Source organism: Vibrio sp. 10N.247.311.51 (assembly GCF_041467855.1).
Classification (GTDB): Bacteria; Pseudomonadota; Gammaproteobacteria; order Enterobacterales; family Vibrionaceae; genus Vibrio; species Vibrio coralliirubri.
In genome coordinates, this window is the sequence record NZ_JBFSVK010000003.1 from 29,681 (window position 1) to 53,051 (window position 23,371).

22 protein-coding genes and 1 pseudogene are annotated in these 23,371 nt (G+C 43.8%); 10 read left to right on the forward strand and 13 right to left on the reverse strand.

What is annotated here, in order from left to right:
• Nucleotides 1–255: 255 nt before the first annotated feature.
• A pseudogene (locus AB6E85_RS04165) lies at nt 256–396 on the forward strand (L-threonine 3-dehydrogenase); the annotation flags it as partial.
• Nucleotides 397–592: 196 nt separating this feature from the next.
• The gene (locus tag AB6E85_RS04170; protein WP_372141582.1) at nt 593–1,453 is read left to right on the forward strand and encodes a hypothetical protein; all 861 of its coding nucleotides are present in this window, start codon (nt 593–595) and stop codon (nt 1,451–1,453) included.
• Nucleotides 1,454–1,664: 211 nt separating this feature from the next.
• Here the strand turns inward: AB6E85_RS04170 and AB6E85_RS04175 are convergent, their stop codons facing one another.
• The 4 genes from AB6E85_RS04175 to AB6E85_RS04190 form a co-directional block, all read right to left on the reverse strand.
• Nucleotides 1,665–2,012, reverse strand: a complete 348-nt coding sequence (locus AB6E85_RS04175; protein ID WP_372141583.1) for a hypothetical protein — start codon at nt 2,010–2,012, stop codon at nt 1,665–1,667.
• Nucleotides 2,013–2,515: 503 nt separating this feature from the next.
• On the reverse strand, nt 2,516–3,739 hold the full coding sequence (locus AB6E85_RS04180; protein WP_046223963.1) for a DUF819 domain-containing protein: 1,224 nt from the start codon (nt 3,737–3,739) through the stop codon (nt 2,516–2,518).
• A 540-nt stretch (nt 3,740–4,279) separates the two neighbouring features.
• Nucleotides 4,280–6,205, reverse strand: a complete 1,926-nt coding sequence (locus tag AB6E85_RS04185; RefSeq protein ID WP_048663377.1) for a monovalent cation:proton antiporter-2 (CPA2) family protein — start codon at nt 6,203–6,205, stop codon at nt 4,280–4,282.
• Complete coding sequence (locus AB6E85_RS04190; RefSeq protein WP_046223961.1) at nt 6,205–6,822, reverse strand: NAD(P)H-dependent oxidoreductase; 618 nt, start codon at nt 6,820–6,822, stop codon at nt 6,205–6,207. The genes AB6E85_RS04185 and AB6E85_RS04190 overlap by 1 nt, the downstream gene beginning before the upstream one ends.
• A 303-nt stretch (nt 6,823–7,125) precedes the next feature.
• Here AB6E85_RS04190 and AB6E85_RS04195 point away from each other — a divergent pair, with 303 nt between their 5' ends.
• A complete protein-coding gene (locus tag AB6E85_RS04195; protein ID WP_372141585.1) occupies nt 7,126–8,202 on the forward strand; it encodes a low specificity L-threonine aldolase in 1,077 nt (358 codons plus the stop codon).
• Nucleotides 8,203–8,338: 136 nt separating this feature from the next.
• On the opposite strand, the gene AB6E85_RS04200 is transcribed toward AB6E85_RS04195, so the two are convergent.
• Entirely contained in the window at nt 8,339–8,464 is a 126-nt protein-coding gene (locus AB6E85_RS04200) for a hypothetical protein (RefSeq protein WP_017075772.1), read from the reverse strand.
• 247 nt (nt 8,465–8,711) lie between these two features.
• Between AB6E85_RS04200 and AB6E85_RS04205 the strand changes: the two genes are divergently transcribed.
• On the forward strand, nt 8,712–9,146 hold the full coding sequence (locus AB6E85_RS04205) for a YccF domain-containing protein (protein WP_004730224.1): 435 nt from the start codon (nt 8,712–8,714) through the stop codon (nt 9,144–9,146).
• Nucleotides 9,147–9,261: 115 nt separating this feature from the next.
• Here the strand turns inward: AB6E85_RS04205 and AB6E85_RS04210 are convergent, their stop codons facing one another.
• Nucleotides 9,262–10,185 (reverse strand): hypothetical protein, encoded by a 924-nt coding sequence (locus tag AB6E85_RS04210; RefSeq protein WP_372141586.1) that lies wholly within the window; start codon nt 10,183–10,185, stop codon nt 9,262–9,264.
• A 180-nt stretch (nt 10,186–10,365) separates the two neighbouring features.
• The gene (yiaY, locus tag AB6E85_RS04215) at nt 10,366–11,514 is read right to left on the reverse strand and encodes an L-threonine dehydrogenase (RefSeq protein WP_372141588.1); all 1,149 of its coding nucleotides are present in this window, start codon (nt 11,512–11,514) and stop codon (nt 10,366–10,368) included.
• Nucleotides 11,515–12,152: 638 nt separating this feature from the next.
• Here yiaY and yjjG point away from each other — a divergent pair.
• Nucleotides 12,153–12,827: a pyrimidine 5'-nucleotidase gene (gene yjjG / locus AB6E85_RS04220; protein WP_004730231.1), complete on the forward strand. Its 675-nt coding sequence runs from the start codon at nt 12,153–12,155 to the stop codon at nt 12,825–12,827.
• 254 nt (nt 12,828–13,081) lie between these two features.
• On the forward strand, nt 13,082–14,011 hold the full coding sequence (gene yddG / locus AB6E85_RS04225) for an aromatic amino acid DMT transporter YddG (RefSeq protein WP_172379206.1): 930 nt from the start codon (nt 13,082–13,084) through the stop codon (nt 14,009–14,011).
• 38 nt (nt 14,012–14,049) lie between these two features.
• On the opposite strand, the gene AB6E85_RS04230 is transcribed toward yddG, so the two are convergent.
• On the reverse strand, nt 14,050–14,946 hold the full coding sequence (locus tag AB6E85_RS04230) for a cation diffusion facilitator family transporter (protein WP_372141589.1): 897 nt from the start codon (nt 14,944–14,946) through the stop codon (nt 14,050–14,052).
• A gap of 288 nt (nt 14,947–15,234) precedes the next feature.
• Between AB6E85_RS04230 and AB6E85_RS04235 the strand changes: the two genes are divergently transcribed.
• Nucleotides 15,235–15,585 carry a hypothetical protein gene (locus tag AB6E85_RS04235; protein WP_372141590.1) on the forward strand — a complete coding sequence of 117 codons (351 nt, stop codon included), beginning with the start codon at nt 15,235–15,237 and terminating at the stop codon, nt 15,583–15,585.
• Between the two features lie 34 nt (nt 15,586–15,619).
• Here AB6E85_RS04235 and AB6E85_RS04240 read toward each other — a convergent pair whose 3' ends face one another.
• Nucleotides 15,620–16,498 carry a LysR family transcriptional regulator gene (locus tag AB6E85_RS04240; RefSeq protein WP_016797108.1) on the reverse strand — a complete coding sequence of 293 codons (879 nt, stop codon included), beginning with the start codon at nt 16,496–16,498 and terminating at the stop codon, nt 15,620–15,622.
• 161 nt (nt 16,499–16,659) lie between these two features.
• Here AB6E85_RS04240 and AB6E85_RS04245 point away from each other — a divergent pair, with 161 nt between their 5' ends.
• The 3 genes from AB6E85_RS04245 (at nt 16,660) to AB6E85_RS04255 (ending at nt 20,097) form a co-directional block, all read left to right on the forward strand.
• The gene (locus AB6E85_RS04245; RefSeq protein ID WP_050643982.1) at nt 16,660–17,259 is read left to right on the forward strand and encodes a class I SAM-dependent methyltransferase; all 600 of its coding nucleotides are present in this window, start codon (nt 16,660–16,662) and stop codon (nt 17,257–17,259) included.
• 314 nt (nt 17,260–17,573) lie between these two features.
• Nucleotides 17,574–19,139 carry a YjjI family glycine radical enzyme gene (locus AB6E85_RS04250; RefSeq protein WP_372141591.1) on the forward strand — a complete coding sequence of 522 codons (1,566 nt, stop codon included), beginning with the start codon at nt 17,574–17,576 and terminating at the stop codon, nt 19,137–19,139.
• Nucleotides 19,140–19,182: 43 nt separating this feature from the next.
• Nucleotides 19,183–20,097, forward strand: a complete 915-nt coding sequence (locus AB6E85_RS04255) for a YjjW family glycine radical enzyme activase (RefSeq protein ID WP_372141592.1) — start codon at nt 19,183–19,185, stop codon at nt 20,095–20,097.
• A gap of 92 nt (nt 20,098–20,189) precedes the next feature.
• On the opposite strand, the gene AB6E85_RS04260 is transcribed toward AB6E85_RS04255, so the two are convergent.
• From AB6E85_RS04260 to AB6E85_RS04275, 4 genes are all read right to left on the reverse strand, one after another.
• Nucleotides 20,190–21,101, reverse strand: a complete 912-nt coding sequence (locus tag AB6E85_RS04260) for a LysR family transcriptional regulator (protein ID WP_372141593.1) — start codon at nt 21,099–21,101, stop codon at nt 20,190–20,192.
• Nucleotides 21,102–21,176: 75 nt separating this feature from the next.
• Complete coding sequence (locus AB6E85_RS04265; RefSeq protein WP_372141594.1) at nt 21,177–22,439, reverse strand: hydroxymethylglutaryl-CoA reductase; 1,263 nt, start codon at nt 22,437–22,439, stop codon at nt 21,177–21,179.
• A 161-nt stretch (nt 22,440–22,600) separates the two neighbouring features.
• Complete coding sequence (locus tag AB6E85_RS04270; protein WP_248384031.1) at nt 22,601–22,921, reverse strand: hypothetical protein; 321 nt, start codon at nt 22,919–22,921, stop codon at nt 22,601–22,603.
• 121 nt (nt 22,922–23,042) lie between these two features.
• Entirely contained in the window at nt 23,043–23,228 is a 186-nt protein-coding gene (locus tag AB6E85_RS04275; protein ID WP_029235859.1) for a hypothetical protein, read from the reverse strand.
• Between the last annotated feature and the right edge of the window lie 143 nt (nt 23,229–23,371).

The window sequence follows — 23,371 nt, forward strand, 5'->3', positions numbered from 1 at the left end:
GTAACTCAATGGGAGAGTGATAAGCTACTTGAAATCTACTATAACTAGACTTGATGAAATTTGTCATGCTTCCTTTCAATCTCCTGAGAAGCTACAAGAACATTTAGAACTGATAGCTAAAAGTAAAGGCGGATGAAAATTAGGCTTGTTGGCATTGTTTTTGTCTTAGAGAGAAATATATGTCGCCAGTTTGTCGCCATTATTAAATTTGATTGTTTGCAAGTTTATGTTTCTAAATAACTTAATTTTCCATTGTATATAATGGCTTCACTAATCCAATCTGGCCTAGATCTAACACCAATCATTACTCACCACTACAAAGTGGACGACTTCCAGAAAGGCTTCGACATGATGCGCTCTGGTATGTCTGGTAAAGTAATTCTTGATTGGGAATAAGCAAAAGGAGTAAACACTCCCGAGCTTCCTGATTAATTGAAAATGCCTCAAAGCGATTTGGGGCATTTTTGTATCTAAATTCTACCTAGGGTTAACTTATCCCTCTGTCACTTAATGGCCATTTTACTGCCCAGTAATCTCTAAAATACTCAATAAGCAGTTACATCTTATTGTTTTACTATTGAAGAGAGGGCTCATGGCTTGTAAACCAATTGCACTGATAATAACTGGACTATTATTAACGCCGAATTTTGCTAGCGCTAAGGTCGACATTTCGAAATCTGAAAGCGATCAAGCGGCAGAACAGGCAGCAAAGGAACTTGCAAACCCAAATACAGCTTACGCTAGCCTCAATCTAAAACTCCAGTATTCAGGTGGTTACGATGGTGGAGGAGATGCTTTCGCGACCGTATTACAGCCGACATTGCCGTTCCCCATGGATAATGGTGACAAAGTGATCTTCCGCCCGGCTATCTCTTATGTACAGAACGATTTCCATGTGGACACACCAGCAAGCTCGCAGCGTATGGATCAGTCAGGCGTTACAGACATCTCATTTGATTTAGCTTATGCGCCTAAAATGGAGGGCGGTACTATTGTCGCGTTCGGTCTCTTTGCTTCGTTGCCAACGGGCAGTAGTGACTTAACGGCGGATCAATTTGCTGTCGGGCCAGAGTTTATGGTCGGGAAGGTGAGTAGTGAACGAGTTGTCGGTATGTTCCCAAATCACTTGTACGGTGTTTCTGGAGACGGAGCCGACCATTCTGATACTCGAATCAACAAGACATCGACACAAGTGTTTTGGGTAGAGATATTAGGAGGTGGTTGGACGGTGGGCTCTGCGCCGACATTCACATATGACTGGAATAAGGAGCAGGCGGAAATTCCGTTAAACATCAGTGTTAGTAAAACAACGGTTCTGAATGGACGCCCTTGGAAGTTTGGCATTGAAGCGAACTATTACCTTGAGAAAGACGAAAAAACGCGTCCAGATTTTATGTTGAGTTTTAATATCAGCCCTGTGGTGGAAAATAAATTGGCGTCTTTATTCGACTAGCTGTATTTCCCTTATGACATTAAATAGGCTAAAGCTTGATATTAATCGGATGGCTTTAGCCAATTAATTGAATATTTCACTCCAACATATATTGAATGAAGCGTAGATAAAATAACCAAAGATGAGTGTTAAAAATAACCAAACACCAATGTCTTTTTTAAATTTATCAAGGATATTTCTCATTCTGTATATTCCTCGTAACTTAAACCCACTAAAATTTTGGTTTTCTACCAACTGGATTTAGTCTACATTTTCGGTTTTTAATAAACAGCGCTAATGGCGAGTTAGTGACAATCTCTTGCTTTGCTTCTTCTATCTCTTTGAGTTGTTTACAGTGAGCAAATTGAAACGGGTTACAGTGGCTTTTCTTGGTGTAGCCAAATACATTGGTGTGGTAGCAGATAAACCATTCGTCACTGCTAAAGCTAGATACAACGATACCCATGTCGTAAAACTCTAACAGCCCATTCGCGTCAATGTTTATGCTTTGCGCTCTGATTCGATAATCTAGGTACTGACCTTTAACTAGCTTTGTCGATTTTACTTTCCAATTCTTCATCTCTACTCCTAGAGGAAAATGTTCTTTGTGGGAGTGTTCGGCTCTTTGAGATAAGTCATTTGGGATAACTTTATTCTATAACCATTCATATATTTATTGTTATACGGCTTCGGAGTATGGCGACTTTCAATCTTGCAGGACTTGGCTTGTCGCCATATTTTCCTTTTAGTGGGGGTTCTATCTCTAAATTTCGTTTTCTCTATGGGGATAGATGCTAAACACATACGGCTTGCTACGCAATATGACAGATGTATGTATAAATTTAACCGATGTTAAATTTCTTTGAATGTTAACAGTGCAAAGACAGCTGAAAAAAGTAATTAATCGAGTGTGGTTTAGGAAGGAAGTAAAATAGTCGTTTAATAAGCTCTAATAATTAAATGCCGGTATGATCTTAAGTTTTAATTCCTGTTTCATTACCTCTTTATACCGCGCATAAAAAATCCGACATTGGCGAACCAATATCGGATTTCAAATTCAGCAGATTGTTGGCGCTAGTCGTATTAACCAGCAGCAACTTGCATGATGAGACCGCAGATGTAAGCGCCGTATGTACCGAGAGCGTAACCCAATACTGCCATTAGGATACCTACTGGTGCTAATGCTGGGTGGAATGCAGCCGCGACGATAGGTGCCGATGCAGCACCGCCTACGTTAGCTTGGCTACCTACAGCCATAAAGAACAATGGTGCACGGATTAGCTTCGCCATCACAATCATCAGAAGGGCATGGATAGTTAACCATGTAATACCAATGAAGAAGTAACCTGGGTTGTCTAAGATAGCTGTCACATCCATCTGCATACCGATAGTTGCAACTAGGATGTAGATGAACGCTGAACCAACTTTAGACGCGCCGCTGTGCTCAAGGCTGCGTGTAGATTTGAAGCATGAAGCAATCAGCGCGAACGTTGTTACCATTACGATCAGCCAGAAGAAGCCAGATGTTAGGCTGTATTTCGCAAGTTCCGGCGCATTGGTTGAGATCCACGGTGCTATCATGTCACTGAATAAGTGAGCCAAACCTGTTAAACCGAAGGCAATTGCCGTGATCTTCATGAGATCGGTTGTAGTTGTTGGGCGAGCGTTCTCTTCTTGGTATTTAGAAACCGTCTCTTTTAGCTCTTCGATAGATGATGTGTCTGCTTTTAACCATGCATCAATCTTCTTCTGGCGACCTGCCATGATAAGTAACACGGCCATCCAAATGTTCGCACAGATAACATCAACCGTAATCATTGCAGAGAAGAGTTGATCATCAACCTCGAACACTTCTTTCATTGCTGCTTGGTTCGCACCGCCGCCTATCCAAGAACCAGCCACAGTTGTAAGGCCACGCCATACATCGCCAGATACGAGGTCAGGGTTAACTTGGTCGATAATCAGAATCGCCAAAGGGCCACCAATGATGATGCCGACAGTACCCGTTAGGAACATGATGACGGCTTTTGAGCCAAGGCCGAAGATTTTGCGTAAGTCAGCTGAGATGATCAGTAGAACGAGTGCGCTTGGTAATAGGTAACGACTTGCAACAAAGTACAGCTTTGAATTTGATGCGTCGATGATGCCTAGGCTGTTCAATAGAGAAGGAACAAAGTAACAGAGCAATAGACCCGGAACGAACGAGTAGAATTTTTTCAGTGCGCTATTTTGGCTACTTTCCGTGATAAAAACACCGCCAAGAATAACAGCTAACATGCCCATTATTACAGCATCATTAGTAATCATTATTATATCTCCTTTAAGGTGAGCGCAAAGGTCTCACTTTTTGAATTGCAGGACTATACCGACAACCGCCATTCGTTACAAATTGTAACGATAGACATACTTTGAAATGTTTATGTTAATTTTGATGGTTTGAATTTGTGAATGTCGTGCGTTATTTATTTGATTGATGAATGGGTTTGTTGGGGCTTTTGCGAAGTATTTCGATATATGCAATGTAACTCAAGCCTTAGCGAGTGGTCGCTATGAATTGGGTGGGTGCTTGAATGGCAGGAATGAGTGCATATATAGCCATGTTTATGGTGTGGTTTATGCAGGGTTGGAATGTTTCAATAATGTAAAAATTGAATCCACTTTTGCTATGTGGTCAGAAATTAAAAATTTTAGCTAGATCACACAAATCTCTCGGATTATGAGTTTCAGCTCTTGAGACTTGTGCTGAGTTGACGTTTTGTAGGAGGTAAATGAAAGAAAAAGCGGCTTAAATAGCCGCTTTTGATGGTTGAATAGCATGGTTATCTAGATCTGTAGTCTAGATTCTGCTTAAGACTCTTCTTCCTCAAAGCCATCTGCATAGCCTTTTGGTGGCGGTGTCCAACCACGCTCAGAGCGAGAGTGTTTGTCTGAACGGTCTTTTTTCATGTCTTCTTTCATTGCTTCTTCAAGGTGAATGAAGATTTGTCGGTAGTTGTTGTCGTAGCGTGGATTCTCTTCCGCTTCAGACCAAGCTTGGTAAAGTTTCTCAGACTTACGACTCTCAACGCGTTGATACGTCGATTTTTGCTGCTCGACGAAGAATGGGTGATGACCTAAAGAGCGCAAGGCTTGTGCGCCCATTTCAAGAGCAGAATGGTAGGTCTCTGATTCCACGAAGTCTGCACCTGCTTCTCGTAAGCGATAACTATGACCACGGTCGAATGCGCGGGCTAAGATTTTCACTTTAGGGTAGGTGTGTTTAACGTACTTCACTAACTCAACGCTTGAGTCTTGGTTATCGATTGCTACCACTAGCATCGCGGCTTCTTCGATTCCGGCGGTATGCAATAAGTCGTGACGAGTCGCATCACCAAAGTAAGATTTGATATTGATAGAGCGCAGTAAGTCTACTTGGTTCGCTTGGTGATCAAGAACCACAGTATTGACATCGTTCGACACCAACAAGCGGTTAACGATTTGACCAAATCGACCAATGCCCGCAATGATAACGGTGCCTTTCTCTTCAATAGTATCTTCTTCGCGGTCGTTAGATTTTTGTTCGTAACGCGGCAGAATCACTTTATCAAATAGAATGAACAGCCCTGGCGTTAGGAACATTGAAAGTGCCACAACCAGCGACAATGTTTGGACGATGTCTGCAGGTAATACGTGGTTTTGAGCTGAGAAGCTCAGTAGTACAAAACCAAACTCACCGGCTTGCGCCAAGCTCAATGTAAACAGCCAACGGTCGCTGTTTTTGATTTTGAAGATCAATGCCAACGTAAATAGCACCAAGGCTTTAAGAAGCATAACGCCAAGGGTTAGGCCAATGATCAAACCAAAGTCGTTGAATAGAACATCAAAGTTGATGCCTGCACCTACGGTGATGAAGAACAAGCCAAGTAGCAGCCCTTTAAACGGGTCGATATTAGACTCAAGTTCGTGGCGGAATTCACTGTTCGCTAAAACCACACCCGCAAGGAAGGTACCCAAAGCCGGTGACAGGCCGACTAGGCTCATCAGTGCAGCAATACCAATCACCAACATCAGTGCGGTTGCAGTAAATATTTCACGCAGGCCTGAGCTTGCCACGAAGCGGAACAGTGGACGACTCAAGAAGTGTCCGCCGACCACAACGATCGCAATAGATGCCGTGATCACAAGGCCATAAGCCCAACCGGGTAGGCCAGCAACAAGGCTTAACTCTTCATGGTGATCAGAAGCCGAAGCAACCGCGCTTTGTGCAGCTTCGATTAATTCTGGCAAGGCTAATAGAGGGATAAATGCCAACATAGGGATGACGGCAATATCTTGGAACAGTAGGACTGAGAAAGCGTTCTTGCCACCTTCAGTTTTGGATAGCCCTTTTTCGTTAAAGGTTTGGAGAACAATCGCGGTAGATGACAGTGCGAAGATCAAACCGATAGTCAGCGCAATGGTCCAAGGTTGTCCGAAGAAAAGGGCAATACCCATTACAATCGCAGTCGTGCCACCAACTTGCAGGCCACCCAGTCCCATAAGTCGGTTTCTCATTGCCCAAAGCATCTTAGGTTCAAGTTCAAGACCGACCAAGAACAGCATCATAACCACACCGAACTCGGCAAAGTGTTGAATGGTTGTGGTCTCTTCACCCACTAGACCAATGATTGGGCCAATCACAACACCAGCAATGAGGTAACCCAACACAGAACCAAGGCCAAGTCTTTTGGCAATAGGCACGGCAATAACTGCTGCGACTAAGTAGATAAACGCTTGTAGAAAATATCCCGTCATTATTTAACCTCTGCCATTAGTTCTTCTACGTAGTGGTTGAGTTTTTCTGCTTTGCTGGCTTTCTTGATATTGATCTTGCCAGCAACTAACGCCTCTAACAGCACTTTATAGCTATCGACATGCTCTTGAATGCGGTTTTCTTCCAACGCGGTACGCGAGCCAAATAACGCAAAGGGTGCGAGATAGTTCATCCCACACAGAGAAGCGGTTTGTTCGATTGGATGAAGCAGTTCTCGAATAGTGAAATGATTGTAACCATCACTTTGGTAGGCATCTTTTTTACCACCTGCAGTAATGCTACATAACAAGTTTTTGCCCTGTAGTTCATTGCCATCGGCGCCATAGGCGAAGCCGTATTCAAGAACAAGGTCTTGCCACTCTTTAAGAATTGCCGGTGTTGAGTACCAATACAAAGGGAACTGAAAAATGATGATGTCATGGTCTAACAGGCGTTTCTGTTCACGGTCGATGTTGATTTTAAATGTCGGATACTCGGCATAGAGATCGACACAGGTAACACCGTCAACGCGTTTGGCTTGTTCAAATAAGGGTTTGTTTGCTTCAGAACGATGTTGAGAAGGGTGGGCGAATAGCACCAAGACTCGATTTTTCGACATATAGCCCTCTTTGTCCATTAACGAATAATATTTATTGGAATTATAGTTATACAATAATAGAAGAATGGTTGAACAACAACGGATTAGCCCATACTTCTTTGTTTAGATACGTGTGCTTTTCTGCGTTTAATTCTATAAGACACCAGTCATTTTGTGTCTTACAGGCGCAACTAGCCGATGACTGAGTAAACTAATTATTCACGAATAGTAAAAGCGAATATGGGTATTTTATGTCACCGTTGGTGGGTAACGTAAATAATCCAATAACCCTACATAGAACGATAATGAATAAAGGAAAAAACTATGAGCATGGACTTGCGTCAACAATGTGATTTGTTGCTTTCCGGTCATCTAGAACCGACACCAGCACAAACATTCGCTCAGATGGCTGAATGGTGTGAAACACACAATGTGAGCCATGATAGCTATGGTGATGGCGAGTTTATCGAGAGCTTTGAAAACAAGGTCGCAGAGCTGCTTGGTTATGAAGCCGCCGTGTTTGTTATTACAGGTACTATGAACCAACCCACAGCATTAGAAATTGCCTGCCAAGAGAAAAGAAACCCACTAGTAGCGATGCATGAGTCGAGTCATATCATGCGCCATGAACGCCAAGGGTATCAGCTCCAAAATCGTTTCAACGTGCTTCCAGTCGGCAACGTATTTCGCACTTGGAATGTCGATGACTTAAAGGCGTGGCCTGATGAGATCGCTGCCGCTCTGTATGAGTTGCCGATGCGCGAAATTGGCGGTCAATTGCCAGAGTGGGAAGAGCTTGAAGCTATAAAGCAATACTGCAAAGAACAATCGATTCACCTTCATATGGATGGTGCACGCTTGTGGGAGTGTGGCGCCTACTACCAAAAGTCATACAGCGAGATTGCTCAGGGCTTCGATAGTGCTTATGTTTCGCTGTATAAAGGCCTTAATGGCCTTGGTGGTTCGTTATTGTTGGGCGATAAAGCCTTTGTCGCGAAAGCATCGGCGTGGATGAAGCGGCAAGGTGGTAATGTTTATCACCGAACGCCTTATGTGGTTTCAGCAGCGATGCAGTTTGATGAACGACTAGAACAGATGCCTGCTTTATACGAACGCACCAAACAGGTTTATCAAATACTACAAGATTACCCTCAGTTCACGGTTAACCCGCAGCAACCGCAGGTCAACATGCTTCACCTCTATCTACCTGTGAGTTACGAAGACGGCATTATCGTGAGAGATAACATCGCGAAGAAACACAAGGTTTGGATAGGAAACCCAGCGATCAGCGAACTGCCAAATCAATGTAAGATTGAATGGTATGTAGGTAATAACTTACTTAATTTGCCTGATCATGAGCTGATCGACATTCTTGATTTTATTAACGAAGAGCTGATTTGATTAACGAAGAGTTAATTTGATTGCGGAAGAGTTGAGTTGATTACAGAAGAACGGACAGCAGAAGAACGGAGCTAATGGAAATGGATACAGGAAATCGGTCCGGTATCCATTTATGCAGCTAGGATGACAGGCTCTGTTACATATACTGGTTGATGTACACATCAACTAAGAACATGAATACTGGAACCGTGCTGAGAAGTCCGAAGAAGACGATTGGCACCCAGTTTTTGATTTTCTTTTTAGGTTGCTCAGTGTTATTCATAAATTCGGCCTTAAATTCGTTGTTGAGTCTGTTTAGCTTTTTGGTACTAAAAATCTAAGTGCATGGTATCAAATAAATGGGTTTAGCCCTATGTAGATTTAGAGAACCGTGGTGTATATCAATCACATAAAATGTAAGTGATTCATAAACGGTTCATAAAGGTTCAACAATAATGAACCTATTAGAACAAGCATTGCCTTACTCGGCATATCAAATAAACAGCATTCAAAGATTTGGAGAATACAGAATGAAAACAATAGGAAACATCATTTGGTTTCTGTTCGGTGGCGTATTTATGGGACTGGCTTGGTGGTTCTTCGGACTGCTCGCATTCCTAACCATCGTTGGTATTCCATGGGGTAGAGCGTGTTTCGTTATGGGTAACTTCTCATTTTTCCCATTTGGTCAGGAAGCGATTTCGCGTGACGAGCTAACCAATGAAATGGACATCGGCACGAGCCCGCTAGGTGTGATTGGTAACGTTATTTGGTTCTTATTTGCGGGGATCTGGCTTGCAATTGGTCACATCATGTCAGCTGTGGCGTGTTTCATTACCATCATTGGTATCCCGTTCGCGATTCAACACCTTAAGCTAGCGGTTATCTCGCTGGCGCCAATCGGTAAGACGGTTGTCGATAAACGTGAAGCAGAAGCGGCGCGAGTAAGAAATTACAAAGGTTAAGATTACACTTTCAGCCTGATTGAATTGAAAAGCACATCGCATGATGTGCTTTTTTTGTACCTCTGTTCTTATCTCTCGATGCTTATCTCACAAACACTAATTAGATATTATTGAGCTACACATTGTTGAACAGGACTTCAAGCCGCAGAGTGATGTTGGCTTCTTCGGTGTGTTTCTCATAGGGTTCTCGTTCCCATTGATAACGAGGGATGAGTTCGTAGAACAGCCACTCTTTCCATACGTTTTGTCGGTAGGTAACCGAAACCTGAGCGTATTCGTAATGATTATGAGGCTCATCCGTAGCATTAATCGTGGCGCTATATTGGAGTGCTTGGTCTTGAGCAAGATAATGATACAAGGTTAGCCCTGTACCATAGTTCCAACCTTTAAGGTCGTCGTTATACCCCGCAAAGCTTGACCATCGAGCCAAGAAATCATCACTCAGAGAAAGATCAAAATCGATGTCAGTGATTTCGCCAGTCTCTTGTTTTTCTTGATATACCCGTTGGGTCAGCCTGAATACCGCATCGGTTGTGAGAGGGTAGGTAAAACGGTAGCGAGCTTCAATGCGCGGTCGCAATGTTGCCTTAATATTGAAGCTGCTATAACCCTTGGCATAGGCGTCGTAACGCAGGCCTAATGCACTTTCCAACTCATCGGAATCATTTGGAAAAAAATCCAAGAACTCTTCATCGCTAACAGATTCGTAGATCAATTTTAGGCGTTTGCTGACAAAAGGAAGATGCAGACGCGCATTGAGCTTGGTCGAGTAGTCTAGCTCCCCACCTTGAGAATAAATAAAATCGTTATACCAACGTACAGATGTGCCAGCTCTGGCATCTTCAGTTATTCGGTCATCTACAAAGAAGCTATCGAACCAGAGTGCAGGTTGGCAAAACTTACTGTTCAGGAAATGGTAAGCCTTTTCGACAGGGGCGTCTTCTAACGGCTGACTGTGACACTCATTTTGTTCCTCTGCCTGAACGGAGTATGAAATGAGTGACGCCAATAATGAGGTGCTAGCTATCCTACGACTCAATGGAACCTGTTTGTTATTCTATATATCAATAGTTTGACTATAACCAAGCGATTGCAACAATGCGACTTTTTAGTGATTAGATAGGAGGCAAAGATTTGAAGGGGACAGGACAGATAAAAGAAAACGGACTCAGAAGGTGAGCCCGTTTGTTTTAGCTATAAGAAGTGATTTGTATTTAGGTTACATTGCCGCTTCGAAGATTGCTGAGATCTCTTCGTGAGTTGCTTGTTTAGGGTTAGTGAAACCACAAGCATCTTTCAGTGCATTGTCAGACAGCGTTGGGATGTCTTCCAGTTTCGCACCAAGTTGCGCGATACCTGTTGGGATGTTCACGTCGTTTGCAAGTTGAACAATCGCGTTGATCGCAGCTTCTGCGCCTTGTTCAGCTGTCATGCCTTCAATATTCACACCCATTGCTTTTGCCACATCACGTAGACGCTCTGGGCAAACTTGCGCGTTGTAGCGTTGAACGTGTGGAAGCAAGATAGCGTTACATACACCGTGTGGAAGGTCGTAGAAACCACCCAGTTGGTGCGCCATTGCGTGAACATAACCAAGAGAAGCGTTGTTGAATGCCATACCTGCCATGAACTGTGCATAAGCCATCTGCTCACGAGCTTCAATGTCTTCGCCGTGCGTTACTGCTGTTCTTAGGTGCGCTTGCACAAGTTCGATCGCTTTAATTGCTACAGCGTCTGTAATTGGCGTTGCTGCGATTGAAACGTAAGCTTCGATTGCATGCGTTAACGCATCCATACCCGTTGCAGCAGTTAATGATGCAGGTTTAGCAAGCATCAACTCAGGATCGTTTACTGAGATAAGCGGTGTTGTGTGCTTATCAACGATAGCCATCTTAATGTGACGAGCTTCGTCAGTAATGATGCAGAAACGTGTCATCTCAGATGCCGTACCAGCTGTGGTGTTGATAGCGATCAATGGCATCATTGGCTTTTCAGATTGGTCTACGCCTTCGTAATCTGCAATCTTGCCGCCGTTAGAAGCAACCAGAGCGATACCTTTTGCACAGTCGTGTGGAGAACCGCCACCTAGAGAAACAACAAAGTCACAATCGTTGTCAGTCAGCAATTCTAGACCATCGTTCACGTTAGTGATGGTTGGGTTTGGTTGAGTGCCGTCGAATACCACTGCGTCTACGCCACGCTGGCTAAGAAGGTCTTGTACCTGCTTAACTACGCCAATTTGGTTCAGGATCTTATCAGTAACGATCAGACCTTTTTTAAAGCCTTGAGACTGAATGCTATCAGTAGCATCCTTCAGACAGCCAGTACCCATGAAGTTGATTGTAGGGATGTAAAATGCAGTAGACATTGGAAAACTCCGTTAATTATGATTTTTAATTTCCTACATGTTGTCGGCATTCAAGTGGTCGACCATTGATCTGGAACAACTTTGATTCCGAACTACCACTTTGTGGCTAGTCGTTGTGATAGGGCTCATATAGCAATCGTTTTCATGGTTTTTGGCTGTGTTCTTTGTCAGTAGTGATTAGCGATAAATTGGCTCCACCAAGAGCAGAATGGTGCTCTATAACAATGAAAAATAAGGTTTTTCACTGAAAGTTGCTTTGGTTAGGCTGGTGTCGACGTTTTATCGGAGTTTTCACTGCATTCAATTTGAGGATCTTGCGACTCTTCAGAATCAAGGGTGTCTTCTAGCTCCTCATCATAGTATTTGACAAGAAAAGGGGTGAGCATGACAGATGACGGAAAAAAGTGCTTCATAATACCTCCCGGTACTTAAGTGTGTTTCTTGTATGGTATTGGTTTAATATGTGGCAAAATTTGCGATACATCATGACTTGCGACTTGTTTTATATAAATTATTAGATTTATATACAGGCTCACAAATTTGAGGGTAAAGTGATGCTTCGCCGTTTTAGGGCGCGATAAGAACAACGAAAAAAACAGTGTAGGCAGTGCTCAACAGCGCGAATAATAGGAAATAAAATGAAGTACGATTGGATATTCTTTGATGCAGACGAAACCTTGTTCCATTTTGATGCTTATCAGGGAATGAAGCTGATGTTTTCTCGTTTTGGTGTGGACTTCAGCGAACAGGATTATTCGGCTTATCAAAAGGTTAACTTACCACTTTGGGTCGATTACCAAGATGGTCGCATTACCGCAGACCAACTGAAACACACACGCTTCGAAAGCTGGGCTGAGAAACTAGAGACAACAACGGCTGCTTTAAACAGTGCATTTTTAACGGCGATGGCGGACATCTGTTCTTTGTTACCGGGTGCACAAGAGTTGGTGGAGTCTTTAAAAGGCAAAGTGAACATGGGCATCATCACTAACGGTTTTACAGAGCTGCAGTCAATCCGTTTAGAGCGCACAGGAATGACGGATTACTTTGATCACGTGATCATTTCTGAAGAGGTTGGGGTAGCCAAACCGGATGCCGAGATTTTTGAATATGCGCATAAGCTGGTTGGATTGCCATCGAAGCAAAGAATATTGATGGTTGGGGATAACCCACATTCCGATATTCTAGGCGGACTCGACTTTGGCATCGAAACTTGTTGGTTAAACAGTCAAGAAAAGGCAACGCCAGCGGGTATCAATCCTCACTATCAAGTGAAGTCTTTGGCTGACTTGCAAGCTCTACTGCTGGCTTAGTCAATAGTTAACAACTGACCGCCACTAGCGAATACGCAATTACAACTGGTTGATTTCGTCAATCAACCAATGCTTTGTCAATTGATTGGCGTTTCGTTAGTGGATAGATGCTTCGTTAATTGATTAATGTTTCGTAAATTGATAGATGCTTTGTAAATAAATTATTGATGGCCGAGTACGAAAATGTACTCGGCCAATTATTTTGAACTTGGTTTAACCATAGAGTGACCATCAAAACAGATAAAGGAAAAGGCGTGCTGAAATCTCATCGTTATAGCTGCTACGGTATTATCGCCATTTTACTATGGAGCTGCTTGATTGCTCTGTCTCGTAGCGTCTCAGAACAGCTAGGTCCAATTGGTGGTGCGGCCAGTCTTTATACGGTGAGTTCGCTGTTGTTGGTCTGTGTTATGGGGCTACCTAAGCTTTCACGTTTTTCTAAGTCTTACTTGCTGATTGGCGGCGCCTTGTTCGTTTGTTATGAGATCTTCTTGGCTCTGGCATTGGGAATGGCGAACAGCCGACATCAAGCGATAGAGATGGCGGTAATCAACTATCTATGGCCAGCACTGACGGTGTTGTTTGCGGTGCTGCTGAGCGACAAGAAGATTAACTGGCTGGTTTACCCAAGCATCTTCTTGGCATTCTTTGGTGTGGCTTGGAGCATCAGCGGTGACCAAGGTCTCTCTGTCGACCAGATTGCTGCCAACATTGCGACCAATCCTAAAACCTATTCTATGGCGTTTTTCGGTGCGATTATTTGGGCTGTTTACTGCAACTACACCCAGCGTGTCGCGAAAGGTCAGAATGCGATTGTGCTTTTCTTTATCGCTACGGCGATCACTCTGTGGATCAAATACGCATTGAGTGATGAAACCGGCATGGTGATGACAACCAGTGCGGCGGTTGATTTAGCGTTAGCGGGCGCTTGTATGGGGGCAGGCTATGCACTTTGGAATACGGCGATTCTTGGTGGCAACATGGTGTTTTTGGCAACCATGTCGTACTTTACGCCAATCTTCGCGACGCTACTTTCCTCGGTGATTTTGGGCTTATCATTGACCATGACGTTTTGGCAGGGCGTATGTATGGTAACTGTTGGTTCATTGGCTTGCTGGTGGGTAACAAGAGAAAAGCCGACGGCAAAGGCGTCGGCTTCTAAAAAGGTTCAATCTCAGTCGTAATTTGCGCTGATGTTCCACGTCATTTGCTAGGTGAAAGCTTAGCTCGCGACATTGAGGTTCAATTGCAGTTCATATGGCATCTTCGATAGGCGTCGCTTAAGTTGGCGGCGCGTACGTTCAATATCATCGACCGCAATCGCTTGTTGGTCGTTTGTATGAATATCTACATTGATACGTAATTCTGGACCAACCTTAGTCACACCCATCAGCTCCAAATCTTGCTCCGCTTCTTTGTCTACCGCGACCACGTTCTTATCGACCGCATCACAAATATCTTTGTTTGCCGACATCATAAGCAGTTCGCGCATGGCTTCACGTAACATGTCGAAAGGCACTTTGATGAAGTAGAAAGACATTAGCAACATCATCATTGGATCGGCATACACCGCGTATTCTGCAAGCGGAGAAAAAGTAATTAACCAAGCCGCTACGAAACCCGCTGTTACCGCTACACTCAGCAGCGTATCCATCTGCCACTGTTTAGACTCAGCCTGAATCAGGCCTGAAGAAATACGTTTACTCTTGTTCGCGATGTACCACCAAGCGTAACCACAACCCAACACGTTGAAAATACCAAACAGAGTTGCAACAGAAGCATCAACTTCACGACCACCCGTCATTAGGGCACCAATCGCAGAGTAAAGTGAATAACCAACCACAAGCAGAATTACAACAGCTTTGATGGCAATAACAATTGGTTCGATAATTGCTCGACCAAACGGGAACTCTGTATCTGAAGGGCGGCTAATGTATTTCGAGGCAGCTAGTGACAATAAAGTTAACAGTAAGCTGATAAGAGAATAGACACCGTCAAATACTATGACCAGAGAGCCAACGAGAAGACCCAACACCAATCCGCCAATTGCGAAGCCTGATGCTAAAAGGGCTGAGAACAATAGTACTCGATTTTCGTTTTGGCTTTTCCTGTCACACATAATATTTTCCAGATGTTTTTGATAACTTCATTGTTCTAATATTGAGCTAACTTTACAAACTTTATCTGATGACGTTTATGTGTCTTATTTAAGTCACACATATAAATCAATAAAATTCAGTGGTTTAAGGTGATAGTTTGGTGTCAATAAAGTTGACGTTGAGTGTTTTTTTGGGATGATGTGCAACTGAAATAGGATCGTTTATGATTAATAAAACACATTAGTCGCTGAGGTCTTATTGGTCTTCTAGATTTGACTGAGACTGCAATGGACAAGGAGAGAATCAACATGAAGTTTGACGATATCAGTGATAACGAGTTGTGGGTGATTGCTAACCCGATCATGGATAACCTGATGGACGGTTCAACCAAGGTCGATCATGAACAGCACTGTCGAGACTTTACTCAAAGAATGAAAGACATTGTTACGCCAGAATATTTAGAAAAGGTGTGTCACCATTATCAGCACAGTAATGGCTTTTTTGCTGAGCGTGAGCCAGTTGCGCTGTTTAGACGTTCAGATTCCATCGCCTTTGTGTGGAAACAAGCTTACACCATCGCCAAAGGTGAGTTTGTCGCTGAAATGGTATTGGTTGAAGAAGACGGACTCTACTTAGTGGATCACGTGATGGTTTTTTAGAGCAAGACTTAAGTATGGAGTAAAAGTCGTCCGTCTAGAAATCAAACAAGTAATCACTAAGCTGGTCGGCTAACCAATTCATTCCTGGGTGCTCCGCCATGCCAGCCGCGGTAAACATACAGTAGTCTTCTTGTGTTAAACCGTAGGTGTGTTTGATCACTGCAAGCTCTTGTTCACGCAATAAATGGCGAATCAATGGCTCTGGCATTACGCCCCATGCCTCTTCACGTAAAATCGTATCCAACATAAAGTCGAAGCTAGAGAAGCCAATGTAACGACGCGAGAAGGGCTCAAGCTCAGGATTATCCTTTTCATTAAGATAAACCATGGTCGCTTGCATCGAATTTCTCAGTACCTCATCAGACACTCGTCGCATCGCACTCAAATCATGGCCTTTCTTACATACAGACATCATTCGAATCTTACCAAGTGGGTTGTAGATAATTCTTGGGTCATCGACACGTTCGTAATCGACCCCAAATGCGAAGTCGACTTGCTGAGTTTCAACTAGGTTAGCTAAGTCACCGCTCGACGCGAGAACGAAGTTGAATGAGGTAGAAGGGTACTTGTTGTTTAAGGCGTGAGATAAGTCCTGCCACATTTCATCGGGTAGGGAGTCATCTCGTGCTATCCAAATCTCCGCGTTGAATTCGCCCGAAACATGCAAGCAGGTTTGTTTAATACGCGCGGCTGTCACCAACATGCCTTCGCAATCTTTGTAAATCGCTTTACCCGCTTCTGAAAGCTCAACGTGGTTTCCGCTGCGGACGAACAGCTCGACATCTAACTCTTTTTCCAAGGCTTTAATTGACATGCTGAGTTTGGTTCGGTTGCATTCTAACTGGCGTGCAGCTTCAGAAACTGATCCTAAATCAGCAACGGAACAAAAGGCTTGGACTTGAGAAAGGTTCATTTCATTTCCATATTGAGCGGGGGTCGGTGCATATTATCTGAATATTGTGCTGACTATCTTAGAAATAGTCCATCTTTGCATGATAACTCTATGACGAATTGACTAATTTGGTTTACTCTGGGGAAGTTCCGAACCTACAAGAAGTAAAGATGGAGGCCATGATGGCGAAACAATGGGACGAGTACGCCGTTGATTGGGATAAAGATCCCGCGACCGCAGTATTCGCACAGTCCGTATTTGACCAGTTAACACAGCTCGTTGATTTAAACGGAACCCGTGTCCTTGATTTTGGTTGTGGTACAGGACTACTCAGCCAGAAAATATCTCCTTTAGCAAAAGAGATCATCGCACTTGATATCTCTGAAGGGATGATTGAAGAGTTAGATAAGAAAGAGTTACCTAACGTTGAACCGGTAGTTGATATTTTATCGCGCGGACTTGCAGCGCAGCATCCAGCATTCAGAAATCAGTTTGACCTAGTGGTAGCCTCTTCGGTGTGTGGTTTTATCCCGAACCTACAAGACACAGTCAGTCTGATTTACACGCTGCTTGAAAACGACGGCACGTTTGTACACTGGGATTGGTACTTGGAAGGCGACAGTGAAGACTACGGTGTAAGCCAACAACGCTCAGAGAATGTATTGAGTGCAGCGGGCTTTGCAGTCGTTGAAGTCTCCACACCGTTCTCGATTGACACTCCACAAGGAGAGTTAAAGGTATTAATGGGTGTTGGACGTAAACAAGCGCTTCCAGATCTGTAATCGTGTGTATGCCTTGAGCTAGCATTCAGAATGCTCATTTAAACTACTAAACCCACATTAACGACTTTAAGGTCAGTTATGTGGGTTTTCTCTTTTTGGCGTTATCGTTTTAAACACAACGACTTAGCGCTTTCTCATTTCTTCACTATTAACTCAGGTTTCTCTATTTCCCATCTCGCTCATAGAAAACTCAACCCCCCTAATTTACAAATTACCTATTTCCATTTTGGAAATATAGTCTTTCATACATTTCATTAGTGGAAATATGACGGTGAGATATAAAATAAGCCCATAATAACATTAAGGGTTTAATCATGAGCCACCAATCAGCGTCATCTACTTCTTCACCACTTTCAGAGCAACAACAACGCTTTAGCAATATCATTTCAGATGCCAACCTGTCACCAAAACAGAAGTCGAGCTATCTTGCCTTAGAAGCTGAAGCCAGCTTACCGTATATGCCGGTAAGCAAAGAAGTAGAGCAAGCCTTACAACAAGGTGTGCTGTGTGACATGTTTGAAGGACACGCCCCATTTAAGCCGCGCTATGTACTTCCAGATTATTCTAAATACTTACATCAAGGCTCAGAGTATTTGGAGCTTAGCGCGGCAACCAACTGCGATGAAGCATTGAACATGCTTACCATCCTTTACCACCATGTTCCTTCTGTCACTTCAATCCCGGTTTACCTAGGTCAGTTGGATGATGTGTTGATGCCTTTCGTGGGCGATTTAACGGAAGAGCAGGTATACCAAAAGATTAAGCTGTTCTGGATCATGTTGGATCGCACACTGCCAGACGCCTTTATGCATGTGAATATCGGCCCGACAGACAACATTATCTGCCGTACGATTTTACGTGTAGACGCTGAATTGAAGCAGATCGCGCCAAACTTAACCTTTATGTACGACCCAGCCGTGACCCCTGATGATCTACTTCGTCATGCGGCGAGCAACATCTGCGAATGCAGTAAACCACATATTGCAAACTATCCAGTGCATGCCGAGGCTTACGGCGACAAGCGTTTTGGTATTGTGAGCTGCTATAACTCTCTGCCATTAGCGGGTGGTTCAAACACCTTAGTGCGCATGAACTTAAAGCAAGTGGCGTTGAAATCTGAGGACAGTGCTGATTTCTTACAACAAGCATTGCCGAACTACAGTAGCATCATGGTTGAGTTGATGAACGCTCGAAGCCGCTTCTTGCATGAAGAGTCTAACTTCTTCGAAGGTTTCCTGACTAAAGAAGGCCTTATCGAAGAAGATCGCTTTGCGCCAATGTTCGGTATTTATGGCATGGCGGAAGCCGTTAACATCTTGATGGAAAAAGAAGGCCAAGCAGGGCGTTATGGTCACGATGAACAGGCTAATCAACTTGGTCATCGTATCTCTGAAAAGCTGGCTGAGATCGTTGAACGCTCTGAAGTGAAGTATGGGTTAGAAGGTAAAGCTCTGCTGCATGCTCAAGGTGGTATTAGCCTAGATGAAGATGTGACCCCGGGTGTCCGTATTCCTTATGGTACCGAGCCAGATCCAGTCTCTTACGTTCGTGCAACTGCGGGTCACCATAAGTTCTACACCTCGGGCATCAGTGACATTCTGACCATCGACGAAACAGTGAAATCTAACCCTGAAGCGATGTTTAACTTGTGTAAAGGCGCGATTCAGGCGGGTTACCGTGAGTTTACGGCTAACGTGGCATCAAACGATTTGGTTCGCGTGACGGGTTACATGGTTAAGCTGTCAGACATTGCTAAATACGACGAGCAAGGCTCACGTACTAATACCACCTTCTTAGGGGCTGAAGCCGCGAAGAATACAGGCATATTAGAGCGTAAACCACGCGTAGCGAGCTTAGAGATGTCGCCGACATACGAATAGCTTTAACGTGTGTTATGCGTTTCGAATACGAACAATGTGAATTATGAAAATTTCTGATCTAACAACTCAAATGGCTAGGGTTAAAAATAATAAGACAGAAAAACAAGCGAAGGTCAGCCGTGTGCTGACCTTTTCTTGTGTTGACGGCCCGGGAAACCGCTTAGTGCTATTCCTTCAGGGCTGCAACTTTGACTGTATTACTTGCCATAACCCACACACAATCAATCACTGTAACCATTGTGGCGACTGCGTTAGCGGCTGTCCAAGCCACGCTTTAAGCATGGTTAATGGCAAAGTGAAGTGGGACCCGGCAGCCTGTACTAATTGCGATCAGTGCATTGATGTCTGCGACCATAAGTCGAGCCCGAAAATTACCACAATGACGGTCTCAGAGGTTCTGGAGCTTGTCAGGAATAATCAGTTTTTCTTGAGTGGCATTACCGTTTCTGGCGGTGAAGCGACCATGCAGTTGCCATTTATCATTGAACTGTTTCAAGCGATTAAAAGTGATCCACAGTTAGCGCATCTCACGTGCTTTATTGATAGTAATGGCTCGCTGTCACTGCAAGGGTGGGACAAGGCGTTGCCTTATCTCGATGGTGCGATGATTGACCTAAAATCATGGCAATCGGAAACACATCAATGGCTAGTGGGTAGAGGCAATCATAGGGTGTTTGAAACCATTAACTACTTAGCAGATAAAGGAAAACTGCACGAAGTTAGGTTGCTGCATATTCCAAATAAAAGCGATCTTGAAGATGAAGTTGAACAGGTGGGGCGTTACTTGAAGACTCTGCCAAGTGATGTTCGAATTCGACTGAATGCGTTTCAACACCATGGTGTGATTGGTGAAGCGTTAGATTGGCCGAAATGCACCGAACAACAGATGCAGAGCTTTCACGATAAGCTCTACACCATAGTTCAAAGACCGATGCAAACCCCTGAAGTTTATACTTAGTCTTTAAGTTTCTTAGGCGGTTAATCAGGCTTCTAAGAACGTTAAGTTTCTAAAGATATTAAGTCTCTAAAGATATTAAGTCTCTAAAAATATCAAGCTTCTAAAAACAGGTCACACAACCACTTGATCGCTTGATCATTCATGTTGGGCTTGTTCCACACCAAGCTATACGCCACCTTACCGTAATCAAAAGGCAAGGGCTTGCTCACTAAGCCCTGAGCTTGCTTAGCACGCTCAGCCCACTGTTTAGAGCAAGTGAACAGGAAAGGCGTGTGATGACACAACACAGCCGCAGCGCCGAAGTCCGCGACCGATATCGCCATCTCTCTTGGCTGGTGGCATTGAACCAAGTTTTGTTCAAAGTAAGGCTGAGACAGTTCGTTATCTAAAATCCCAATGTGCTTGTAATCTAAGTAGCCTTCTACCGTCAGTTCTTGTTGAGCGAGAGGGTGGTGTGCGCCCATCAAACAAACCATTTCATCTGGAAGAATTGTTTCCCAAACCAGCTCTTTGTTATCGGTCGGCGGCTGAGATATATCATGAGGCAACAAGATCAAATTGACCTTGCCACTGAGCAAAGCATCGAAGCCGAGCTGTTGTTTCGAATAGATGTTGAGCTTCGCGTTTGGCGCGAGTTCAGTAGTGATTTTACTTATCTTAGAGGCAAATACTTCGAAGGTACTTTCACGCATCGAAAGTGAAAAACTGCCTTGGAACTCCTGAGGGGTAAAACTCTTCTGATGAAGCAGTCCGTTCATGCTTGAAAGAATTGCGTGAACCGTGGGCGCTATCTTGAGAGCAAAGGGAGTCGGGATAAGCTTGGTACCATCTCGATAGAAAAGCTCATCATTCAGAATATCACGCAGCTGAGATAGGGTTTTGCTTACACTCGAAGGGCTGACACAGAGTTGCTCTGAGGTCTGAGTGACACTGTGGGTGTTCAGCATAATATGCAGCGCAGTGAGGTGCTTAAGGCTCACCCTAGATAAGTGTAAGTAATCCATTTGTGACTCACGCATTCAGATTGGCTTGTGATTTTGCGTGAACGACAAAATCGAACAAGCCAAATTAGATAAAGGTTATTTACGAGCTAGCTTATGGTGCGCTCGTGAAAAGTGGCCTGCACAAAATGCGCCCACAATCGATAGCTCACCCGCCAAACACAGTGCAGCACAAACTTCAGCTAGGGCTTGTGATTTACCGTTGCCATGTAGACTGAGTAAATCTAAACAGGCTTTTTGACTTGGTAAGCCGGTACCACCGCCGACAGTTCCCACCATTAAGTTAGGCAGTGTCACGCTAGCGTATAAACCGCCTTCTTTGTTGAGTTCCATACGCGTCATACCAATCGCTGACTCAGCGACACAGGCCGCGTCTTGGCCACAAGCGATGTAAAGTGCCGCCAGTGCATTCGCATAATGGGCGTTGATACCGATAGTACCACTCAAAGCGCCACCGACTGTGGTCATTTGACCAAACTGGACCATCTTCTCAGGTGTCGTGTGTAGGTACTTAGCGACAAGCTCAGCAGGGATATTCACTTCTGCCGTCACCTTTTTGCCACGAACGCTACGCAAGGTTTGGGTATTGGCTTTCTTATCACCTGATAGGTTGCCATCAAGGAAAGCATGGTCAGGCTTAACTGGCGTATTTTCGATGATGTATTCAAACACGGCATTGGTCGCGATGGTCACCATATTCTGACCAGAAGCGTCTCCGGTTAGAAATTCAAACACCAAGTAAACATGGTTACCTTCGATGTTGATGTTGATGTCGGTCAGCTTGCCGTGTGATGTTGTTGATTCTGCCAAGATCTTGAACTGGTCATATTGAGTTACAGCCCAAGCCACAAACTGTCCGGCTTCAACTAATCCTTGGAATGCAAAGCCAGGAGTACGTGTTACACCTTCATTGAGCAACATAGCACTTGCACCACCACAAGCTGTAATTAGCTTAGAACCACGATTGTAAGACGCGACAAGCGCAGCTTCTGTGGTCGCGAGTGGTACGAGGTAATCGCCCGTAGCAAATAGGCCATTGACTCTCAGTGGGCCAGACACACCGACAGGGACTTTAACTGTGCCAATAAAGTGCTCAATGTTTTTCTCATAAGCTTGGATCTGGTTTTGCGTATGAGAGTCGAGCAGTTCTTGCTGTGAATCTGCATTATCGAGCGCTGTCCAACGACGTGTGAGATTCTTTTCTGTCAGGTAGGGGCTAGGTGTCAGCTTATTTACTGGCTTTTCAAAATGAGGCTGAAGCTTTTTTTCTAATTCGTCTGCGGAGATGTCGCCTCCTAAAATAGAAACATAGTCACGGCGATGCAGATTTAGTTTTGGCATAAATAGTATGAAGTAAAGTTTGTGCAGCAAATTGGTTTGCGCTGATTCTACCGAGTAATAAACCAGAAACAAGCGCCTGATATAATGAGTTACAGTTTGTGTGGTTGTTGAAGCAAAAAGCAGCGAAGTTTCGCGAAATATAGGCTGTATTTGAGCGAAATTTAGATATGAATGTCGAGAAGGCTACCGATGGCTTCGTTTTGACGATCAACCACACTCGCACCAACGCGGTTATAACTTGCGCTTTGTGTCAGTTTAATCAGGGAATCGGTTGAAGATGAAGCAGGTTCAGGTTCTTTGTCTTTAAAAGAAATGGATTGTTCAGGCTCTATTTGATTAAAGCTGAGATCGCTAGTTTGGAAAGTGTCGTCGGAATCTAGAGCGTGTTTGGAGGCTTGGTTGAGCTCGATTGCGGCTTCTTCAGCCATGTTAGTGGATTGCTGAATAATGGCGTAACCAGATTGAATACCAGATATCGACATATCAGAACCTTTTATTGACGTATGAAATGAGTCTAGGCGGACGATATTTTGAGCGCAATGGTGAACAGATGAAATTTACGGTGAAAATGTGAACTTAGGCTAAAATAGTGATGTCTGTCTATTAACTGAACAGGTCATTTAGCGCGTTTAACTCTTCATCAGTAAGCAAAGAAGGCTTCTCTGTTTCAAGGTTGCCGTCGATCTCACCCTGAAGTGCTTTTAATTGTTGTGGGCTAAGAAGCTGTATTTGCTGCTTAAATGCTTCAAATTGCTGTGTATTCATAGTGTGACCTTTGTTCAAATCCATATGCTCTTTAGAGCATAGCCTACTGATTCAGGAAATCAAACAAGATTAAGTGAATATTAAATGATGTTTGAAGTTTCTTGAAACTAAGACAACTATAAATTCCTGTGGTCGTTTTTTGTCCGAGAAATGTTAGGCAAAGTTAA